The 14,338-nt window shown below is 62.0% G+C and carries 27 protein-coding genes; all 27 read right to left on the reverse strand.

Features of this window, described 5'->3' with window-relative positions; genetic code table 11:
• Positions 1-25 precede the first annotated feature (25 nt).
• On the reverse strand, positions 26-1,036 hold the full coding sequence (locus AC1DXM_RS27875; RefSeq protein ID WP_032933403.1) for a DNA-directed RNA polymerase subunit alpha: 1,011 nt from the start codon (positions 1,034-1,036) through the stop codon (positions 26-28).
• 101 nt (positions 1,037-1,137) lie between these two features.
• The gene (gene rpsK, locus AC1DXM_RS27880; RefSeq protein ID WP_203278194.1) at positions 1,138-1,527 is read right to left on the reverse strand and encodes a 30S ribosomal protein S11; all 390 of its coding nucleotides are present in this window, start codon (positions 1,525-1,527) and stop codon (positions 1,138-1,140) included.
• A 126-nt stretch (positions 1,528-1,653) separates the two neighbouring features.
• Positions 1,654-2,022: a 30S ribosomal protein S13 gene (gene rpsM, locus AC1DXM_RS27885; RefSeq protein ID WP_006205445.1), complete on the reverse strand. Its 369-nt coding sequence runs from the start codon at positions 2,020-2,022 to the stop codon at positions 1,654-1,656.
• A 208-nt stretch (positions 2,023-2,230) separates the two neighbouring features.
• Positions 2,231-2,839: an adenylate kinase gene (locus AC1DXM_RS27890; protein ID WP_477238192.1), complete on the reverse strand. Its 609-nt coding sequence runs from the start codon at positions 2,837-2,839 to the stop codon at positions 2,231-2,233.
• Positions 2,836-4,176: a preprotein translocase subunit SecY gene (secY, locus tag AC1DXM_RS27895; protein WP_192254278.1), complete on the reverse strand. Its 1,341-nt coding sequence runs from the start codon at positions 4,174-4,176 to the stop codon at positions 2,836-2,838. Before secY ends, AC1DXM_RS27890 begins: the two co-directional genes overlap by 4 nt.
• 191 nt (positions 4,177-4,367) lie before the next feature.
• Positions 4,368-4,841: a 50S ribosomal protein L15 gene (gene rplO, locus AC1DXM_RS27900; RefSeq protein ID WP_142865528.1), complete on the reverse strand. Its 474-nt coding sequence runs from the start codon at positions 4,839-4,841 to the stop codon at positions 4,368-4,370.
• A gap of 22 nt (positions 4,842-4,863) precedes the next feature.
• A complete protein-coding gene (gene rpmD, locus AC1DXM_RS27905) occupies positions 4,864-5,061 on the reverse strand; it encodes a 50S ribosomal protein L30 (RefSeq protein WP_006205449.1) in 198 nt (65 codons plus the stop codon).
• 24 nt (positions 5,062-5,085) lie between these two features.
• Positions 5,086-5,649 carry a 30S ribosomal protein S5 gene (rpsE, locus tag AC1DXM_RS27910; RefSeq protein ID WP_006333394.1) on the reverse strand — a complete coding sequence of 188 codons (564 nt, stop codon included), beginning with the start codon at positions 5,647-5,649 and terminating at the stop codon, positions 5,086-5,088.
• A gap of 81 nt (positions 5,650-5,730) precedes the next feature.
• A complete protein-coding gene (gene rplR, locus AC1DXM_RS27915; RefSeq protein WP_112562358.1) occupies positions 5,731-6,090 on the reverse strand; it encodes a 50S ribosomal protein L18 in 360 nt (119 codons plus the stop codon).
• An 87-nt stretch (positions 6,091-6,177) separates the two neighbouring features.
• A complete protein-coding gene (gene rplF, locus AC1DXM_RS27920; RefSeq protein ID WP_023682603.1) occupies positions 6,178-6,711 on the reverse strand; it encodes a 50S ribosomal protein L6 in 534 nt (177 codons plus the stop codon).
• A gap of 41 nt (positions 6,712-6,752) precedes the next feature.
• Complete coding sequence (rpsH, locus tag AC1DXM_RS27925) at positions 6,753-7,151, reverse strand: 30S ribosomal protein S8 (protein WP_006205453.1); 399 nt, start codon at positions 7,149-7,151, stop codon at positions 6,753-6,755.
• Positions 7,152-7,163: 12 nt separating this feature from the next.
• Positions 7,164-7,469, reverse strand: coding sequence for a 30S ribosomal protein S14 (rpsN, locus tag AC1DXM_RS27930; protein WP_010909282.1), 306 nt, complete (start codon positions 7,467-7,469; stop codon positions 7,164-7,166).
• 27 nt (positions 7,470-7,496) lie between these two features.
• Positions 7,497-8,096 carry a 50S ribosomal protein L5 gene (gene rplE, locus AC1DXM_RS27935; RefSeq protein WP_013531429.1) on the reverse strand — a complete coding sequence of 200 codons (600 nt, stop codon included), beginning with the start codon at positions 8,094-8,096 and terminating at the stop codon, positions 7,497-7,499.
• Positions 8,089-8,403 carry a 50S ribosomal protein L24 gene (gene rplX, locus AC1DXM_RS27940; protein WP_013531428.1) on the reverse strand — a complete coding sequence of 105 codons (315 nt, stop codon included), beginning with the start codon at positions 8,401-8,403 and terminating at the stop codon, positions 8,089-8,091. Before rplX ends, rplE begins: the two co-directional genes overlap by 8 nt.
• A gap of 12 nt (positions 8,404-8,415) precedes the next feature.
• Positions 8,416-8,784 (reverse strand): 50S ribosomal protein L14, encoded by a 369-nt coding sequence (gene rplN / locus AC1DXM_RS27945; protein WP_006205457.1) that lies wholly within the window; start codon positions 8,782-8,784, stop codon positions 8,416-8,418.
• Between the two features lie 72 nt (positions 8,785-8,856).
• Entirely contained in the window at positions 8,857-9,096 is a 240-nt protein-coding gene (gene rpsQ / locus AC1DXM_RS27950; RefSeq protein ID WP_296747247.1) for a 30S ribosomal protein S17, read from the reverse strand.
• A gap of 11 nt (positions 9,097-9,107) precedes the next feature.
• Positions 9,108-9,308, reverse strand: coding sequence for a 50S ribosomal protein L29 (gene rpmC / locus AC1DXM_RS27955; protein WP_006205459.1), 201 nt, complete (start codon positions 9,306-9,308; stop codon positions 9,108-9,110).
• A 13-nt stretch (positions 9,309-9,321) separates the two neighbouring features.
• The gene (rplP, locus tag AC1DXM_RS27960; protein ID WP_006205460.1) at positions 9,322-9,735 is read right to left on the reverse strand and encodes a 50S ribosomal protein L16; all 414 of its coding nucleotides are present in this window, start codon (positions 9,733-9,735) and stop codon (positions 9,322-9,324) included.
• A 26-nt stretch (positions 9,736-9,761) separates the two neighbouring features.
• Entirely contained in the window at positions 9,762-10,487 is a 726-nt protein-coding gene (gene rpsC / locus AC1DXM_RS27965) for a 30S ribosomal protein S3 (protein ID WP_013895697.1), read from the reverse strand.
• Positions 10,487-10,876, reverse strand: a complete 390-nt coding sequence (rplV, locus tag AC1DXM_RS27970; RefSeq protein WP_006205462.1) for a 50S ribosomal protein L22 — start codon at positions 10,874-10,876, stop codon at positions 10,487-10,489. The genes rpsC and rplV overlap by 1 nt, the downstream gene beginning before the upstream one ends.
• A gap of 2 nt (positions 10,877-10,878) precedes the next feature.
• Positions 10,879-11,157 carry a 30S ribosomal protein S19 gene (rpsS, locus tag AC1DXM_RS27975; protein WP_006205463.1) on the reverse strand — a complete coding sequence of 93 codons (279 nt, stop codon included), beginning with the start codon at positions 11,155-11,157 and terminating at the stop codon, positions 10,879-10,881.
• 16 nt (positions 11,158-11,173) lie between these two features.
• On the reverse strand, positions 11,174-12,007 hold the full coding sequence (gene rplB, locus AC1DXM_RS27980; protein ID WP_023706515.1) for a 50S ribosomal protein L2: 834 nt from the start codon (positions 12,005-12,007) through the stop codon (positions 11,174-11,176).
• A 22-nt stretch (positions 12,008-12,029) separates the two neighbouring features.
• The gene (locus tag AC1DXM_RS27985) at positions 12,030-12,323 is read right to left on the reverse strand and encodes a 50S ribosomal protein L23 (protein WP_023672751.1); all 294 of its coding nucleotides are present in this window, start codon (positions 12,321-12,323) and stop codon (positions 12,030-12,032) included.
• A complete protein-coding gene (gene rplD, locus AC1DXM_RS27990) occupies positions 12,320-12,940 on the reverse strand; it encodes a 50S ribosomal protein L4 (protein WP_477238198.1) in 621 nt (206 codons plus the stop codon). The genes AC1DXM_RS27985 and rplD overlap by 4 nt, the downstream gene beginning before the upstream one ends.
• On the reverse strand, positions 12,940-13,653 hold the full coding sequence (gene rplC / locus AC1DXM_RS27995; protein ID WP_112395064.1) for a 50S ribosomal protein L3: 714 nt from the start codon (positions 13,651-13,653) through the stop codon (positions 12,940-12,942). The genes rplD and rplC overlap by 1 nt, the downstream gene beginning before the upstream one ends.
• A 61-nt stretch (positions 13,654-13,714) precedes the next feature.
• Positions 13,715-14,023, reverse strand: coding sequence for a 30S ribosomal protein S10 (gene rpsJ / locus AC1DXM_RS28000; protein ID WP_010909272.1), 309 nt, complete (start codon positions 14,021-14,023; stop codon positions 13,715-13,717).
• Positions 14,024-14,090: 67 nt separating this feature from the next.
• Positions 14,091-14,338: EF-Tu C-terminal domain-related protein (locus AC1DXM_RS28005; RefSeq protein WP_461435615.1), on the reverse strand; the 248-nt coding region annotated here is incomplete at its 5' end.

Here is a 14,338-nt window from a genome sequence, read left to right on the forward strand (position 1 = left end):
CGCCGCCGATCCTTGGAATTCATGCTCAATATTGGTCTTCGTAACGCTTGGCGAGGTCTTCGATGTTTTCCGGCGGCCAGTCCGGCACTTCCATGCCGAGGTGAAGGCCCATCGCCGCCAAGACTTCCTTGATCTCGTTCAGCGACTTGCGGCCGAAGTTCGGGGTGCGCAGCATCTCGGCTTCGGTCTTCTGGATGAGATCGCCGATGTAGACGATGTTGTCGTTCTTCAGGCAGTTGGCCGAACGCACCGAAAGCTCGAGCTCGTCGACCTTCTTGAGCAGCGCCGGGTTGAAGGCGAGCTCGGTGACGGCTTCGGTAGCGACTTCCTTCTGCGGCTCGTCGAAGTTGACGAACAGGCCGAGCTGGTCCTGCAGGATGCGGGCAGCGAATGCCACCGCGTCCTCGCCCGAGATCGAACCGTCGGTCTCGATCGTCATGGTCAGCTTGTCATAGTCGAGAACCTGGCCCTCGCGGGTGTTCTCGACCTTGTAGGAGACCTTCTTGACCGGCGAATACAGGCTGTCGACCGGGATAAGGCCGATCGGCGCGTCTTCGGCACGGTTGCGCTCTGCCGGCACGTAGCCCTTGCCGGTGTCGACGGTGAATTCCATGCGGATTTCCGCGCCTTCGTCCAGCGTGCAGATGACGTGGTCGGGGTTGAGGATCTCGACGTCGCCAACCGTCTGGATGTCGCCAGCCAGAACCGCACCCGGGCCCTGCTTGCGAACGACCATGCGCTTGGGGCCGTCGCCTTCCATGCGGATAGCGATTTCCTTGATGTTGAGCACGATGTCGGTCACGTCTTCACGCACACCGGCGATCGACGAGAATTCATGCAGAACGCCGTCGATCTGCACGGCGGTCACAGCCGCACCGCGCAGCGAAGACAGAAGCACGCGGCGCAGCGCGTTGCCGAGCGTCAGGCCGAAGCCGCGTTCGAGCGGCTCGGCGACCAGCGTGGTCAGCGTCTTCTTCTTCGACGAGAACTCGATCTTGTTCGGCTTGATCAGTTCCTGCCAATTTTTCTGGATCATGATGCTTTCCTTCCGTTGACCCGCCACCATCCAATCGTGGCGGGCGACCTGGAGTGCCGTGGAGGAGCGCCAGAGGCGCTCGCGCGGCGTTCGGTAATGTCTTAGACGCGGCGCTTCTTGCGCGGGCGGCAGCCATTGTGCGGGATCGGCGTCACATCACGGATCGAGGTGATGGTGAAGCCGGCCGCCTGCAGGGCGCGAAGCGCCGATTCACGACCGGAGCCGGGTCCGCAGACCTCGACTTCGAGCATGCGCATGCCGTGTTCCTGGGCCTTCTTGGCGACGTCCTCGGCAGCCATCTGGGCAGCGAACGGGGTCGACTTGCGCGAACCCTTGAAGCCCTGGGCACCGGCCGACGACCAGGCAATCGAATTGCCCTGCGCGTCGGTGATGGTGATCATCGTGTTGTTGAAGGTCGAATTGACGTGGGCAACGCCCGACGAGATGTTCTTGCGTTCGCGACGGCGAACACGACCGGCTTCCTTGGCCATGATAGTCCTTTCAGTTGATCTCTACACCGCCGTAATGCCAGCGGCTCCACCTTCGGAAGCGAGTAGTGAGTAGGGATTAGCGAATAGGGATCCCTACTCGCTAACGGCTACTCGCTATTCGCTCACTTACTTCTTCTTGCCGGCGATCGACTTGGCCGGGCCCTTGCGGGTGCGTGCATTGGTGTGCGTGCGCTGGCCGCGAACCGGCAGCGAGCGGCGGTGACGCAGGCCGCGGTAGCAGCCGAGGTCCATCAGCCGCTTGATGTTCATCGACACTTCGCGGCGCAGGTCACCTTCGACCTGGTAGTCGCGGTCGATGGTCTCACGGATCTGCAGCACTTCCGCGTCGGTCAGCTGGTTGACGCGGCGCTCGGCCGGGATGCCGACCTTGTCGACGATCTCCTGGGCGAACTTCTTGCCAATGCCGTGAATGTACTGAAGCGCAATGACGACGCGCTTGTTGGTCGGAATGTTGACGCCGGCTATACGAGCCATATTCTTCTCTTCTCCATGTGGGCCGGCCAGCCTTCAAAAGGCAGGGCCCGGCGCTGTTCAAATTACCCCGCGTCCGGTGGAGGCCGGCCCATGCGGGAGTTTCCTGGTTTCAATGCGGCTGCCTTGCCCTTGCGGACAAGCAAGCCTCATGCCTGATAGGAAGACGGGCCGCCATAACCCAGCGAACCGTTCCAGTCAAGCGCAATCTTTACTTTGCCGTAACGGTCTCCCGCGTCACTGCCTTGAGCAGCGCTTCGATCTCGGCTGTCACAGTGTCGATGCCGGCCATGCCATCGACGCTCTTCAGCGTGCGTTTGGCGTAGTAATAGCCGATCAGCGGGGCGGTCTTCTTGTAATATTCCCGCAGGCGCTCTTCGAACACCACCGGGTTGTCGTCCTTGCGCACCGGCTGGCCGGCGACCTTGGCGTCTTCGGCGCGCTTGACGATGCGGCCGACCAGCGCCTTGTCGTCGACGACGAACTCGATCACGGCATCGAGGCCAATGCCGCGCTCGGCAAGCATCGATTCAACCGCATCGGCCTGCACCAGCGTGCGGGGATAGCCGTCGAGGATGAAACCGTTGGCGCAATCGGGCTGATCAATGCGCTCGGCCACGATGGCATTGACGATGGCGTCGGAAACCAGCTCGCCGGCGTCCATCACCGCTTTGGCGCGCTTGCCGACTTCGGTGCCGGCCTGCACGGCGGCCCGCAGCATGTCGCCCGTCGACAGCTGGGGTATGCCGTATTTCTCTACCAGTCTTTGTGCTTGCGTCCCCTTGCCCGCTCCTGGCGGCCCAAGCAATATCAATCTCATCTGGCCTTCTTCCCCCCGCGCAACTTCGACTTCTTGATCAGGCCCTCATACTGGTGCGCGATCAGGTGACCCTGAATCTGCGCCACCGTATCGAGGGTTACACTGACCACGATCAGAAGCGATGTGCCACCGAGGTAGAATGGTACGCCAGTTGCCGAAATCAGGAATTCGGGCAGCAGGCACACCAGCACCAGATAGATGGCGCCGACGACGGTGATGCGCGTCAGGACATAGTCGATGTAATCGGCGGTGCGCTCGCCCGGACGGTAGCCCGGGATGAAGCCGGAATGCTTCTTGAGCTGGTCGGCGGTGTCCTTGGGATTGAACACGATGGCCGTGTAGAAGAAGGCGAAGAACACGATCATGCCGGCATAAAACAGCATGTAGAGCGGCTGGCCGTGGCCAAGCGAGGCGAGCACGGTGCTTGCCCAGGCCGGCAGGTTCGTCGTCTGCGAGAAGCCGGCGACCGTTGCCGGCAGCAACAGCAGCGACGACGCGAAGATCGGCGGAATGACGCCCGACGTATTGAGCTTCAGCGGCAGATGCGACGTGTCGCCTTGGAACATGCGGTTGCCGACCTGGCGCTTCGGATACTGGATCAGCAGGCGGCGCTGTGCGCGCTCGAAGAAGACGATCAGCGCGATGACGATGATCGCCAGCACGATGATCGCCAGAATCAGGCCTGTCGATAACGCACCGGTACGGCCGAGTTCCAGCGTGCCGGAGATGGCACGCGGCAGGCCTGCGACGATGCCGGAGAAGATGATCAGCGAAATGCCGTTGCCGATGCCGCGTGCGGTGATCTGCTCGCCAAGCCACATCAGGAACATGGTGCCGCCGACCAGCGTGACGACGGTCGAGATGCGGAAGAACATGCCGGGATCGTTGACGATGCCGTTGCCGCCTTCGAGGCCCACCGAAATACCGTAGGCCTGCACCAGCGCCAAAAGCACCGTGCCGTAGCGTGTGTACTGGTTGATGACCTTGCGGCCCTGCTCGCCTTCCTTCTTCAGCGCCTCCAGCGACGGAATGACCGAGGTCATCAGCTGCATGATGATGGAGGCCGAGATGTAGGGCATGATGCCGAGCGCGAAGATCGCCATGCGCTGCACGGCGCCGCCGGCAAACATGTTGAACATGCCGAGCACGCCCTTGGCCTGTGAAGAGAAGGCCTGGGCGAAGGCGTCCGGATTGATGCCGGGCAGCGGGATATAGGTGCCGAGGCGATAGACGAGCAGCGCGCCGACGGTGAACCAGATTCGCTTCTTCAGGTCCTCCGCCTTGGCGAAGGCCGCAAAATTCAGATTCGAGGCTAGTTGTTCAGCAGCCGAAGCCATGCCTGATTCTCCGCTTGGTCACGCTCGATGCCCGCAGCTCAGGCGGCGCGTTTCACCGAAGCTCACGAGATAAGCTCCGGGCTCTCAACATGCAAGCGGCCGCGTTGACGCGGCCGCTTAATTGATCGGATCAAAGCGCAATCGTGAGCAAAAACGGATACCGTTCTTGCCGATCGCCCTTCAAATTGCCGTTACTCGGCAGCGGCCGCTTCCGGCAGCTTGACCGAACCACCGGCCTTTTCGATCTTCTCGATCGCAGCCTTTGAGGCGCCGGCGACGTCGAAGGCAAGCTTTGCCTTGAGCTCGCCGTCCGAAAGGATGCGCACGCCGTCCTTGACGCGGCGGATGACGCCGGCCGCAACGAGTGCCTCAGCCGTCACGGTCGCCTTGGCGTCGAGCTTCTTGGCATCGAGCGCCGTCTGGATACGGGCCAGCGACACGACGACAAAGCTCTTGGCGAAGATGTTGTTGAAGCCACGCTTCGGCAGGCGCCGGTAGAGCGGCATCTGGCCACCCTCGAAGCCGTTGATGGCGACGCCGGAGCGCGCCTTCTGGCCCTTGACGCCGCGACCGCCGGTCTTGCCCGAGCCGGAGCCGATGCCACGGCCGAGACGCTTCTTGGAGTGCGTCGCGCCGTCCTTGTCACGCAGATCGTTGAGTTTCATCTGGGTTCTCCTGCGCTTTTGCTCAGCCCTCGTCCACGACGCGGACGAGGTGCTGGACGGCAGCGATCATGCCGCGCACCGAGGGAGTGTCCTCCAGCGTGCGCTGCTTGTGCATCTTGTTGAGGCCGAGGCCGACCAGCGTTGCGCGCTGTTCCTTCGGGCGGCGGATCGGCGAACCGATCTGCTCAACGGTGATGGTCTTGGTTGCTTTCTTGGCCATGGTCAAAATCCCTGGTCAGATCGACTATTCTTCAGCCGCAACGGCGGTGCCGCGGCGGGCCTGAAGGGTCGAATACTTGATGCCGCGCGCAGCAGCCACATCCTTGGGATGCATCTGGCTCTTCAGCGCGTCGAACGTGGCGCGAACCATGTTGTAGGGGTTCGACGAACCCATCGACTTGGCAACCACGTCATGCATGCCGAGCGTCTCGAAGACAGCGCGCATCGGGCCGCCGGCGATGATTCCAGTACCCTGCTTGGCAGCGCGCAGCAGCACGCGGCCAGCGCCCCAACGTCCCTCGACGTCGTGGTGCAGCGTGCGGCCCGAGCGCAGCGGCACGAAGATCATGTCGCGCTTTGCCGATTCGGTTGCCTTGCGGATGGCTTCCGGCACTTCGCGCGCCTTGCCGTGACCAAAGCCGACGCGGCCCTTCTGGTCGCCGACGACGACGAGTGCTGCAAAACCGAAGCGACGGCCGCCCTTGACGACCTTGGCGACGCGGTTGATGTGGACGAGCTTGTCCACCATGCCGTCATCGCGCTCTTCACGATCGCGGCCGCGGCCGCCATCCCTACGTTCCTGTGCCATATCCTGTTCCTTGTTTTTTTCCGGAAGCACGGTTGCTGATAAGATCCGGTGCCTCTGTGGGTCACCGGGGGCGAAAATTGTTTAGAAGCTGAGACCGCCTTCACGGGCAGCCTCGGCCAGCGCCTTGACGCGGCCGTGATAGATGTAGGCGCCGCGGTCGAAGACGACTTCCTTGACGCCAGCCTTGGCGGCGCGCTCGGCGATCAGCTTGCCGATCGCGGCCGCAGCCGCGGTGTCGGCGCCAGTCTTGAGCGAACCCTTGAGGTCCTTCTCAAGCGTCGAAGCGGCGACAATGGTGTGGCCCTTGGCGTCGTCGATAACCTGCACGTAGATGTTCTTCGACGTGCGGTGGACCGACAGACGCGGACGCTCGCCGGCGACCTTCTTGATCTGGCGGCGAACGCGCTGCGCACGGCGCTGCGTGGATTCCTTGGTACCCATGATGGTCTTCCTTGCCTTCAAAAAACGGGGGCCGCCTTGTGCGGTAGGCGAAAGCGCCTCCCGCGACCGCTCCCCGCGGCGTTAAACTTACTTCTTCTTGCCTTCCTTGCGGACGATCTTCTCGCCGGCATAGCGGACACCCTTGCCCTTGTAGGGCTCGGGACCGCGATACTCGCGGATCTCGGCGGCAACCTGGCCGACCTGCTGCTTGTCGATGCCGGTCACGGTGATTTCCGTCGGCTTCGGCACAGTGATCGTGATGCCTGCCGGCGTCTCGTAGACGACGTCATGGCTGAAGCCAAGAGCCAGCTGCAGGTTCTTGCCCTGAAGGGCGGCGCGATAGCCGACGCCGGTGATCTCGAGCTTCTTTTCGAAACCGTCCTTGACGCCCTGCAGGATGTTGACGATCTGCGTGCGCGACATGCCCCACTTGGAGCGGGCGGTCTTGGTCTGGTCGCGCGGCTGGACAGCGATCTCGCTGCCTTCCATCTTGACCAGCACTTCGTCGTTCACCACGAACTTCAGCTCGCCCTTGGGGCCCTTCGCCGTCACGGTCTGGCCGTTGACGGTCGCGGTCACGCCCTGCGGCAGCGAAACGGGTTTCTTTCCAATACGAGACATTTGGTTGTCCTCGTCACTTCTCTTGTTTCAGGTCTGCCGAATTAGAAAATCTGGCAGAGGATTTCGCCGCCGACATTCTGTTCGCGTGCTTCGTGATCGGCCATCACGCCCTTCGGCGTCGAAAGAATGGCGATGCCGAGGCCGTTGGCGACGTGCGGAATCGACTTGGCCGAAACGTAAACGCGGCGACCAGGCTTCGAGACGCGGGCGATTTCGCGCACGACCGGAGCACCGTCGAAATACTTCAGCTCGATTTCGATCTCGGACTTGCCGTTGTCGAAGTCGGTCTGGCTGTAGTCGCGGATATAGCCTTCAGCCTTCAGCACGTCGAGGACGCGGGTACGCAGGCGCGAGGCCGGCGTCGAAACGCTCGACTTCTTGCGGCCATACGCGTTGCGGATGCGGGTCAGCATATCGCCGAGAGGATCGCTCAATGACATGTTATGTCCTCCTTACCAGCTCGACTTGACCAGGCCCGGGATCTGGCCGTTATTGCCGAGATCACGAAGCGCGATGCGCGATACTTTGAGCTTGCGATAGTAGGCGCGCGGGCGCCCCGTCACTTCGCAGCGGTTGCGGATGCGGATCTTGGCCGAGTTGCGCGGCAGGGCAGCCAGCTTCAGCTGAGCGCGGAAGCGCTCTTCCATCGGCTTGGACTGGTCCATGATGATCGCCTTCAGCGCAGCGCGCTTGGGACCGTACTGGTCGGCAAGCTTGCGGCGCCTGTTGTTCTTCTCGACTGAGCTGGTCTTTGCCATTTCAGATTTTTCCTTTTCTCGCTGCCGTTACTGGCGGAAGGGGAAGTTGAAGGCCTTGAGCAATGCCCTGGCTTCGTCGTCCGTCTTCGCAGTCGTACAAACGATGACGTCCATGCCCCAGATCTGATCAACCTTGTCGTAGTTGATCTCCGGGAACACGATGTGTTCCTTGATGCCCATGGCATAGTTGCCACGGCCATCGAAGCTCTTCGGATTCAGTCCGCGAAAGTCGCGAACGCGCGGCAGTGCGATGTTCACGAGGCGGTCGAGGAACTCGTACATGCGTTCCTTGCGCAGCGTGACCTTGGCGCCGATCGGCATCTTCTCGCGGACCTTGAAGCCGGCGATGGAGTTGCGGGCGCGGGTGACGACGGCCTTCTGGCCGGCGATCATCGCCAGGTCTTCGGCCGCGATCGAAGGCTTCTTCGAATCCGCGGTCGCTTCGCCGACGCCCATGTTCAGCACGATCTTGTCGATGCGTGGAACCTGCATCTCGTTGTCGTAGCCGAACTGCTCCTGCAGCGCCTTGCGAATGGTCTCGTTGTAGACCTGCTTGAGGCGCGGCGTGTTCTGGGCCTTGGACTGTTTGCTTTCAGCCTTGGGCTTCGTGGTTTGAGCCTTAGCCATTGATGACTTCTCCCGAGCGCTTGGCGACGCGCACCTTCTTGCCGTCCTTCTGGAAGATGAAACCGACGCGGGTCGGCTTGCCATCCTTGGGGTCGGCCAGCGCGATGTTCGACAGCTGGATCGGCGCTTCCTTGGTGATGATCCCGCCCTCTTGGGACTGGGACTGCTTCTGGTGACGACGGATCATGTTGACGCCGCGCACCAGCGCGGTGTCTTCCTTCGGCTGAACCGAGAGGACTTCGCCCGAACGGCCCTTGTCCTTGCCGGCCAGCACGACGACCTTGTCGCCTTTTCTAATCTTTTGCATTGGTCCGGCTCCTTACAGCACTTCAGGCGCGAGCGAGATGATCTTCATGTGGTTCTTGGCGCGGAGTTCGCGCGGAACCGGTCCGAAGATACGCGTGCCGATCGGCTCTTTCTTGTTGTCGACGAGAACGGCCGCGTTCTTGTCGAAACGGATCACGCTGCCGTCCGGGCGGCGGATGTCCTTGGCCGTGCGAACCACGACCGCCTTCATCACATCGCCCTTCTTAACGCGGCCGCGCGGAATGGCTTCCTTGATCGACACCACGATGATGTCGCCCACGGAAGCGTATTTCCGCTTCGAGCCGCCCAGCACCTTGATGCACATGACACGACGCGCGCCGGAATTATCCGCGACGTCGAGGTTTGTTTGCATCTGAATCATGACTGGCCGCCTTCTTCTTTTCTAACGGGACGGGCTCGAAGCCCCTCCCCGGTCTGTCCAAAATTCGTTTGTTTACGCCTGGTCCGAAGACACGACGATCCAGCGCTTATCCTTGGAAATCGGCTTCGATTCCTGGATGAACACCTCATCGCCGACCTTGTGGGCGTTGTTCTCGTCGTGCGCCTTGTACTTCTTGGTCATGCGCACGGTCTTCTTCATCACGGGATGCGTGAAGCGCCGTTCGACCTTGACGACTACCGTCTTCTCGTTCTTGTCGCTGACGACGGTGCCCTGCAGAATGCGCTTTGGCATGGTTTTCGTCCTTAAGCCTTCTTGGCCGCGGACTTTTCCGCAGCGATGGTCTTGATACGCGCAATGTCCTTGCGGACCTGCCTCACGCGCGCGGTCTTCTCGAGCTGGCCGGTGGCCTTCTGGAAGCGCAGGTTGAACTGCTCCTTCTTCAGGCTGGCCAGATCGTCGGTCAGCTGGTCCTGGGTCTTGGTCCGGATGTCTTCGGCTTTCATGATCAGCCCGTCCTTATTCTGCGATGCGCTGTACGAAGCGCGTCCTGACCGAGAGCTTGGCCGCGCCGAGACGCAGCGCCTCACGGGCGGTTTCTTCGTTGACGCCGTCGATCTCGAACATGATACGGCCCGGCTTGACGCGCGCCGCCCAGTAATCGACAGCGCCCTTGCCCTTGCCCATGCGCACTTCAGTCGGCTTCGACGTCACCGGCACGTCAGGGAAAATACGGATCCACACGCGGCCGGCACGCTTCATCTCACGAGTGATCGCGCGGCGGGCCGCCTCGATTTCACGCGCGGTGACGCGGTTCGGCTCAAGCGCCTTCAGCCCGAAACCACCGAAATCCAGGTTGGTGCCGCCCTTTGCGGTACCATGGATACGGCCCTTGAACTGCTTGCGGAACTTTGTGCGCTTTGGCTGCAGCATCGTTCTAACTCCAAATTCCTAAATAATCAGGCGTTTTCGCGACGACGACCGCGTTCGCGATCACCACCACCGCCATGCGCAGCATCACCCTCGGTCGCGCGACGTTCCGAAGCCATCGGATCGTGCTCGAGGATTTCGCCCTTGAACACCCAGACCTTGACGCCGCAGATGCCGTAAGCCGTGTTCGCTTCGGCCGTGCCGTAATCGACATCGGCGCGCAGCGTATGCAGCGGCACACGGCCTTCGCGGTACCATTCCATGCGCGCGATCTCGGCGCCGCCGAGACGGCCGGCGCAGTTGATGCGGATGCCTTCGGCACCGAGGCGCATGGCCGACTGCACCGCGCGCTTCATGGCGCGGCGGAACGCGATACGGCGCTCGAGCTGCTGGGCGATCGACTGGGCGACCAGGGTCGCGTCGATTTCCGGCTTGCGCACTTCAACGATGTTGAGGTGCGTTTCTGACTTCGTCATCTCCATCAGCTTCTTGCGAAGCTTCTCGATGTCGGCGCCCTTCTTGCCGATGATCAGACCCGGACGTGCCGCATGAATGGTGACGCGGCACTTCTTGTGCGGACGCTCGATCACGACCTTGGAGATCGCAGCCTGCTTGAGTTCCTTCTCAAGATACTTGCGGATCTTGATGTCCTCATGCAGCAGCTTGCCGTACTCGCCGGTGTTCGCGAACCAGCGCGAATCCCAGGTGCGGTTGATGCCGAGGCGCAGACCGATCGGATTGACTTTCTGGCCCATTATGCGGCCTCCCCTTTTTCTTCGACTTCACGAACGACGATCGTGAGGTGCGAGAACGGCTTCTCGATACGGCTGGCGCGACCGCGACCACGAGCGTGGAAACGCTTCATGACGATCGACTTGCCGACATAGGCTTCCGCCACGATCAGCGCATCGACATCGAGGTCGTGGTTGTTTTCCGCGTTGGCGATCGCCGATTCCAGCGTCTTCTTGACCGTGCCGGAAATCCGCTTGGCCGAGAATTCGAGATCGGAAAGCGCTGTCGCGACCTTCTTGCCGCGGATCAGCGCGGCAACCAGGTTCAGCTTCTGCGGGCTGATACGGATCGTGCGCAGAACGGCGCGCGCTTCGTTGTCAGCAAGCCTGCGCGGAGCTTTGGCCTTGCCCATGATTATTTCCTCTTCGCCTTCTTATCCGCGCCGTGACCGTAATAGGTCCGGGTCGGAGCGAATTCACCGAACTTGTGACCGACCATGTCCTCGTTCACCGAGACAGGAACATGCTTCTGGCCGTTGTAGACACCGAAGGTGAAGCCGACGAACTGCGGCAGGATGGTGGAGCGACGGCTCCACATCTTGATCACCTCATTGCGACCACCTTCACGAACCTTGTCCACCTTCTTGAGAAGGTAGCCGTCGATGAAGGGGCCTTTCCAAATAGAACGAGTCACTTGGCGTTACCTCTTCTTAGCTCTTGCGCTGATGGCGCGAGCGCAGGATGAACTTGTCGGTCGCCTTGTTGGACCGCGTCTTCTTGCCCTTGGTCGGCTTGCCCCACGGGCTGACCGGATGACGGCCACCGGAGGTGCGGCCTTCACCACCGCCATGCGGGTGGTCGACCGGGTTCATGGTCACGCCGCGATTGTGCGGGCGCTTGCCGCGCCAGACCGTGCGGCCGGCCTTGCCGTCGTTGATGTTGCCGTGGTCGGGGTTCGACACGGCACCGACGGTGGCCATGCAGGAGCCGTGAACGACACGCTGCTCGCCCGAGTTGAGGCGCAGGATTGCCATGCCCTGGTCGCGACCGACGAGCTGGCCGTAGCCGCCGGCCGAACGGGCGACCTGGGCGCCTTTGCCCGGCTTCAGCTCGATGTTGTGGACGATCGTGCCGACCGGCATCGAGGCCAGCGGCATCGCATTGCCCGGCTTCACGTCGACCGATTCACCGGCCACGATCTTGTCGCCGGCGGCAAGGCGCTGCGGGGCGATGATGTAGGACAGCTCGCCATCGTCATACTTGATCAGCGCGATGAAGGCGGTGCGGTTCGGATCGTATTCAATGCGCTCGACCGTGCCGACGACGTCGAACTTGCGGCGCTTGAAGTCGATGATGCGGTACGAACGCTTGTGACCACCGCCGATGAAGCGGGCCGTGATGCGGCCGTGATTGTTGCGGCCGCCCGACTTGGTCAGGCCTTCGGTCAGGCCCTTGACGGGCTTGCCCTTGTAGAGGCCCGAGCGGTCGACGATGACCAACTGGCGGGTGCTCGGCGTTACCGGGTTGAATTTTTTAAGTGCCATTGTCTTGTCCTCGCGGCCTAGCTCAGAGACCCGTCGCGACGTCGATCGACTGGCCGTCGGCCAGCGTCACGATCGCCTTCTTGACGTCGCTCTGGCGGCCGATCGTGCCGCGGAAGCGCTTGATCTTGCCCTTACGGACAAGCGTGTTCACGGCCGTAACCTTGACGCCAAACAGCGCTTCGACAGCGGCCTTGATTTCCGGCTTCGACGCCTTCTTGGCGACGTTGAAGACGACCTGGTTGTTCTCGGAAGCCATGGTCGACTTTTCGGTGATCGCCGGCGAGACGATCACGTCGTAATGACGAAGGTCGGTCATTTAAAGCGCTCCTCGAGAGCCTCGACGGCGGCCTTCGAAAGGACCAGCGTGCCGCGGCGAAGAATGTCGTAGACGTTGATGCCCTGGATGGGCAGCACGTCGATGTTCGGGATGTTGGTCGCCGCCAGCTTGAAGTTCTGGTCAAGCTCGGCACCGCCGATCACCAAAGCATTGGTCAGGCCCAGCGTCGCGAAATTCGCGAGCAGCGCCTTCGTCTTGGCCTCGGTCAGCTTCAGCTCGTCGATGATGATGATCGACGCGCTCTTGGCCTTGGCCGAGAGAGCATGGCGCAAGCCCAGGGCGCGCACCTTCTTCGGCAGATCGTGCTCGTGGCTGCGAACGACCGGGCCGTGGGCCTTGCCGCCGCCGCGGAACTGCGGAGCGCGTGCCGAATGGTGACGGGCGCGGCCCGTACCCTTCTGTTTGTACATCTTGGCGCCGGTGCGCGCGATCTCGGCGCGGCCCTTGGCCTTGTGCGTGCCCTGCTGGCGCTTGGCCAGCTGCCAGCGCACGACGCGCTGCAGGATGTCCTCGCGCGGATCAAGGCCGAAAATCTCCTCGGAGAGTTTCACCTTGCCGGCGTCCTTGCCGCCAAGCGTTGTGATCTTGAGATCCATTATTCTGCTCCCTCTGCGGCCGGAGCCTCGTTCTTCGCGACAGCGCGGATCGCGGCAGGCTTCGGCGCATTGGCCGGCAGTGCCACCTTGGCCGCATCGCGGACCAGGATCCAGGCGCCCTTCGATCCGGGAACCGCACCGCGGATCAGGATCAGGCCGCGATCGGCGTCGGTCGAAACGATCTCGACATTCTGTGTGGTGACGCGGGTGTCGCCCATGTGGCCAGCCATATGCTTGCCCTTGAACACCTTGCCCGGGTCCTGACGCTGGCCGGTCGAGCCGTGCGTACGGTGCGAAACCGAATTACCGTGCGTCGCGCGGCCACCACCCATGTGGTGGCGCTTGATGACGCCCTGGAAACCCTTGCCGATCGTCGTGCCCGTCACATCGACCTTCTGGCCGGCGACGAAGTGCTCGACGGTGATCTCGGCGCCGACATCGATCATGTTGTCGGCGGAGACGCGGAACTCGGCGACCTTCGCCTTCGGCTCGACGGAAGCGGTCGCGAAATGGCCGCGCATCGCCTTCGACGTGTTCTTCACCTTGGCAAGGCCAACGCCGAGCTGGACGGCCGTATAGCCGTTCTTCTCCTGCGTGCGCTGAGCCACGACCTGGCAGTTCTCCATCTGGAGAACGGTGACGGGAACATGTTCCCCGGCATCATTATAGATGCGGGTCATTCCCACCTTCTTTGCAATCACACCTGAACGCATCGGTTCAATTCCTTTAGAGTTCCGGGCCAGGGGCACCGCCCCTTACCGCGCTCTCATTCCCTTAGAGCTTGATCTCGACGTCGACACCGGCGGCCAGATCGAGCTTCATCAAAGCATCGACCGTCTGCGGGGTCGGATCGACGATGTCGAGCAGACGCTTGTGCGTGCGCATCTCGAACTGCTCGCGGCTCTTCTTGTCGACGTGAGGCGACCGGTTGACCGTGAACTTTTCGATCCGCGTCGGCAGCGGAATGGGGCCGCGGACGTTTGCTCCGGTGCGCTTGGCCGTCGACACGATTTCTTTCGTCGAGGCGTCGAGCACCCGGTGATCAAACGCCTTCAGGCGGATGCGGATATTCTGTCCGTTCATGCGTCACTTCCTTGTTCTGGCGCGGCGCGGGCAACTCCGCGCCCGCGACAGATCGGTTTAAGTCTAATTATTCTTTGATGGTGACGACGATGCCGGCACCGACGGTGCGGCCGCCTTCACGGATGGCGAAGCGCAGCTTCTCTTCCATGGCGATAGGCACGATCAGCTCGACATCGACCGTGATGTTGTCGCCGGGCATAACCATTTCGGTGCCTTCCGGCAGCGACACGATGCCGGTCACGTCGGTCGTGCGGAAGTAGAACTGCGGACGGTAGTTGGTGAAGAACGGCGTGTGACGGCCACCTTCGTCCTTGG

This window comes from Mesorhizobium sp. P3_A2, from assembly GCF_056403115.1.

Bases quoted from the DNA above. Each gene is read 5' to 3' on its own strand.
- AC1DXM_RS27875 (WP_032933403.1), bottom strand. From the start codon at position 1,036: ATGATCCAGAAAAATTGGCAGGAACTGATCAAGCCGAACAAGATCGAG.
- rpsK (WP_203278194.1), bottom strand. From the start codon at position 1,527: ATGGCCAAGGAAGCCGGTCGTGTTCGCCGTCGCGAACGCAAGAACATC.
- rpsM (WP_006205445.1), bottom strand. From the start codon at position 2,022: ATGGCTCGTATAGCCGGCGTCAACATTCCGACCAACAAGCGCGTCGTC.
- AC1DXM_RS27890 (WP_477238192.1), bottom strand. From the start codon at position 2,839: ATGAGATTGATATTGCTTGGGCCGCCAGGAGCGGGCAAGGGGACGCAA.
- secY (WP_192254278.1), bottom strand. From the start codon at position 4,176: ATGGCTTCGGCTGCTGAACAACTAGCCTCGAATCTGAATTTTGCGGCC.
- rplO (WP_142865528.1), bottom strand. From the start codon at position 4,841: ATGAAACTCAACGATCTGCGTGACAAGGACGGCGCGACGCACTCCAAG.
- rpmD (WP_006205449.1), bottom strand. From the start codon at position 5,061: ATGGCCAAGAAAGCAACCAAGACCATCACCGTTGAGCAGATCGGTTCG.
- rpsE (WP_006333394.1), bottom strand. From the start codon at position 5,649: ATGGCACAGGAACGTAGGGATGGCGGCCGCGGCCGCGATCGTGAAGAG.
- rplR (WP_112562358.1), bottom strand. From the start codon at position 6,090: ATGGGTACCAAGGAATCCACGCAGCGCCGTGCGCAGCGCGTTCGCCGC.
- rplF (WP_023682603.1), bottom strand. From the start codon at position 6,711: ATGTCTCGTATTGGAAAGAAACCCGTTTCGCTGCCGCAGGGCGTGACC.
- rpsH (WP_006205453.1), bottom strand. From the start codon at position 7,151: ATGTCATTGAGCGATCCTCTCGGCGATATGCTGACCCGCATCCGCAAC.
- rpsN (WP_010909282.1), bottom strand. From the start codon at position 7,469: ATGGCAAAGACCAGCTCAGTCGAGAAGAACAACAGGCGCCGCAAGCTT.
- rplE (WP_013531429.1), bottom strand. From the start codon at position 8,096: ATGGCTAAGGCTCAAACCACGAAGCCCAAGGCTGAAAGCAAACAGTCC.
- rplX (WP_013531428.1), bottom strand. From the start codon at position 8,403: ATGCAAAAGATTAGAAAAGGCGACAAGGTCGTCGTGCTGGCCGGCAAG.
- rplN (WP_006205457.1), bottom strand. From the start codon at position 8,784: ATGATTCAGATGCAAACAAACCTCGACGTCGCGGATAATTCCGGCGCG.
- rpsQ (WP_296747247.1), bottom strand. From the start codon at position 9,096: ATGCCAAAGCGCATTCTGCAGGGCACCGTCGTCAGCGACAAGAACGAG.
- rpmC (WP_006205459.1), bottom strand. From the start codon at position 9,308: ATGAAAGCCGAAGACATCCGGACCAAGACCCAGGACCAGCTGACCGAC.
- rplP (WP_006205460.1), bottom strand. From the start codon at position 9,735: ATGCTGCAGCCAAAGCGCACAAAGTTCCGCAAGCAGTTCAAGGGCCGT.
- rpsC (WP_013895697.1), bottom strand. From the start codon at position 10,487: ATGGGCCAGAAAGTCAATCCGATCGGTCTGCGCCTCGGCATCAACCGC.
- rplV (WP_006205462.1), bottom strand. From the start codon at position 10,876: ATGGGCAAGGCCAAAGCTCCGCGCAGGCTTGCTGACAACGAAGCGCGC.
- rplB (WP_023706515.1), bottom strand. From the start codon at position 12,007: ATGGCACTTAAAAAATTCAACCCGGTAACGCCGAGCACCCGCCAGTTG.
- AC1DXM_RS27985 (WP_023672751.1), bottom strand. From the start codon at position 12,323: ATGACCGACCTTCGTCATTACGACGTGATCGTCTCGCCGGCGATCACC.
- rplD (WP_477238198.1), bottom strand. From the start codon at position 12,940: ATGGATCTCAAGATCACAACGCTTGGCGGCAAGGACGCCGGCAAGGTG.
- rplC (WP_112395064.1), bottom strand. From the start codon at position 13,653: ATGCGTTCAGGTGTGATTGCAAAGAAGGTGGGAATGACCCGCATCTAT.
- rpsJ (WP_010909272.1), bottom strand. From the start codon at position 14,023: ATGAACGGACAGAATATCCGCATCCGCCTGAAGGCGTTTGATCACCGG.